Origin of the sequence: Idiomarina sp. UBA4206, from assembly GCF_002383015.1 — a bacterium.
Taxonomy (GTDB): Bacteria; Pseudomonadota; Gammaproteobacteria; order Enterobacterales; family Alteromonadaceae; genus Idiomarina; species Idiomarina abyssalis.
Genome location: NZ_DFTS01000008.1, coordinates 82199 through 84758, shown reverse-complemented (window position 1 = coordinate 84758; position 2560 = coordinate 82199). Strand labels below are relative to the sequence as shown.

3 protein-coding genes and 2 pseudogenes are annotated in these 2560 nt (G+C 47.5%); all 5 read right to left on the bottom strand.

Translation table 11 applies throughout. The annotated features are described in order from the left end of the window. A pseudogene (locus B3180_RS01350) lies at positions 1-85 on the bottom strand (Sec-independent protein translocase subunit TatC); the annotation flags it as partial. Then, entirely contained in the window at positions 82-432 is a 351-nt protein-coding gene (tatB, locus tag B3180_RS01345; protein ID WP_054490119.1) for a Sec-independent protein translocase protein TatB, read from the bottom strand. The gene tatB and the pseudogene B3180_RS01350, both read right to left, overlap by 4 nt. After that, complete coding sequence (tatA, locus tag B3180_RS01340) at positions 433-657, bottom strand: twin-arginine translocase TatA/TatE family subunit (protein WP_199493794.1); 225 nt, start codon at positions 655-657, stop codon at positions 433-435. A gap of 20 nt (positions 658-677) precedes the next feature. After that, entirely contained in the window at positions 678-2339 is a 1662-nt protein-coding gene (ubiB, locus tag B3180_RS01335; protein ID WP_174507669.1) for a ubiquinone biosynthesis regulatory protein kinase UbiB, read from the bottom strand. Positions 2340-2341: 2 nt separating this feature from the next. Further along, positions 2342-2560 (bottom strand): annotated as a pseudogene (locus B3180_RS01330) (hypothetical protein); the annotation flags it as partial.

Below are 2560 nucleotides of genomic sequence, written 5' to 3'. Positions count from 1 at the left end.
TCAACACCAACAAAATTACCAGTATAGAGCGCAGTAACCGGTTTCTCAGTTCAAGTAAGTGGTCTAATAAAGGCGAGTCACTCATTCCGCACCTTTATCCGTGTCCGTTTTTGGCTTGTTGTCAGTTTCCGGCTTGTCTTTTGAATAAGGTCGCTGAACATCGGCTGCCGCGTTCCTTAGCTCAACCAGCGAGCGCTGCAGCTCCGGGCTTAAATTTTCCAAATCCTGACTTTCAGCTTGTTTCAAATGCTCGTGCAATTCTTTTATGCGCAGCTCATTATCGAGCTCACTTTGCACTTTTTGGGAGTATTGCCTGATACCAGATAAGGTTCTCTGAAAGCCGCGAATAGCTGACGGCAGGCGCTCGGGACCGAGCACCAGCAAGCCGACTATCGCTATAAGCAATAACTCCCAAAAACCAATATCGAACATCTACGACTTCCCGGTTTTATCCGAATCTGACTTGTCGTCATGCTCTTCTTTGTGTTGCAGCGAGTCATCGTCTTTATCTTTGTCATCCGCTTCATCGCCCATGGACTTTTTAAAGCCCTTTACCGCATTTCCCAGGTCGGAACCCAGATTGCGAAGACGCTTGGTGCCGAACAGCAAGACAACAATGACTAACAGTATGAGGAGCTGCCAAGGTGATATACCCATTTTATTTCCTATCGTTTACGTTAAATAAGTTCACTATTTGTCGTTTTAGGCCGGGTGCGCCAGGCCATAATTCCCAGAATAACAGTGACGACTCCGGAACCAATAGTAACCTCAGATAACTCGGACTGGTTCCAAAGTAATGTCGTACAAATTAAACCGCTGCCGGTTAATACCGTCCAGAACAGAGAGGTTGAAGCCTGCTTCTGAGTTAAAAGCTGTTGCCTGCGCAGCTGCCGTTCTCGTTCATCAATATTGTGTTGCTGGCGTAAGTTTTCATACAGCATCATGGGCATTTCAGGCAATTTCTCAGCCCAGTACGGCGCGTTCTCTTTCACCGAACGGACAATAGCACGCCAGCCCAGTTGCTCATTCATCCAACGCTCGAGGAATGGTTTAGCGGTTTTCCATAAGTCCAGTTCCGGGTATAGCTGGCGACCCAAACCTTCAATGTACAATAAGGTTTTTTGCAGTAAAACCAGCTGCGGCTGCACTTCCATCTCAAAACGGCGGGCTGTATTAAATAAGTTGATCAGCACGTGTCCGAAGGATATTTCCGCCAGTGGCTTCTCAAAAATAGGCTCACAAACCGTTCTTATGGCAGACTCAAACTCTTCAATATTGGTGTGCTTGGGTACCCAGCCTGAGTCAACATGAAGCTCCGCAACTTTGCGGTAATCACGGTTAAAAAAGGCCAGAAAGTTTTCGGCTAAATAGCGCTTATCGTCGCGGTTAAGGGTTCCGACAATACCGAAATCAATACCGATATAACGCGGGTTTCTGGGGTCATCTTTCGCCACAAAAATATTACCCGGGTGCATGTCAGCATGAAAAAAGCTGTCGCGGAATACCTGGGTGAAAAAGACTTCAACGCCCCGTTCAGCGAGCTTTTTCATATCGACACCACGAGCTTGCAGGGTCGCAATATCGCTTACCGGAATACCGTCAATGCGCTCCATAACCATCACGTTATGGCGACTGTAGTCACTGTAAACCACCGGAATATAAAGCATGTCTGAGTTTTCAAAGTTGCGCTTTAACTGTATTGCATTACCTGCTTCGCGCATTAAGTCCAGCTCATCGAGCAAGGTTTTCCGATATTCTTTAACCACCTCTTTCGGCTTTAAGCGCCGCCCATCCGGTAAATGGTTTGCAGCCACCGATGCCAGAGTTTCCATCAGCTCCAAATCGGCATTAATAGTCTCGCGGATATCCGGACGAATAACCTTTATAACAATATCCGTTAACTCGCCGTCTCTTTTCTTCAGTTTACCGGTATGCACCTGAGCAATTGACGCCGACGCCAAAGGGGTTGTGTCAAAATCAGCAAAGCAGTCACTAATACTCTGTAAACCTAAGGACTTTTCGATAATACGCTGCGCTGCATGACCATCGAAAGGAGGGACTTTGTCCTGCAGACGTGCCAGTTCAATCGCAATATCAGGCGGTAATAGATCGCGGCGGGTAGATAGCATTTGACCAAACTTAACCCACACCGGACCTAGCTCTTCGAGCGCCAGCCTTAACCGCACACCCGCAGGCTTGTCTTTGTGCTTATTGGGTAACCAAAACAACGCATGACGTCCTAGACGAATAGTCCAGGGCAACCAGCGTGCGGGGATAAGATCATCTAACCCATAGCTCAGTAGTGTTTTGGTAATTTTATAAAAGCGACGCGTCCGCATCATTAACCCTTCTTCTCACGACACTGACGTTCAAGGCGCTCAATTTGAGCCCGCAGCTGTTGTAAATCGGTTTTAAACTGGTCAAATTCAGCTCTTACCGGTAATAGTTTTTTCTCTTCAGTTAGCACACCATGGACCCAGCGCTGCTGCTGTTGCCATTGTGTTTTTACTTGCTCGCGGCTGCGACGCCAAAGCTTACCCAACCAGTGTGCAGGCACGTT

Coding starts and splice junctions, on each gene's coding strand:
- tatB (WP_054490119.1), bottom strand. CDS start 432: ATGTTCGATATTGGTTTTTGGGAGTTATTGCTTATAGCGATAGTCGGC.
- tatA (WP_199493794.1), bottom strand. CDS start 657: ATGGGTATATCACCTTGGCAGCTCCTCATACTGTTAGTCATTGTTGTC.
- ubiB (WP_174507669.1), bottom strand. CDS start 2,339: ATGCGGACGCGTCGCTTTTATAAAATTACCAAAACACTACTGAGCTAT.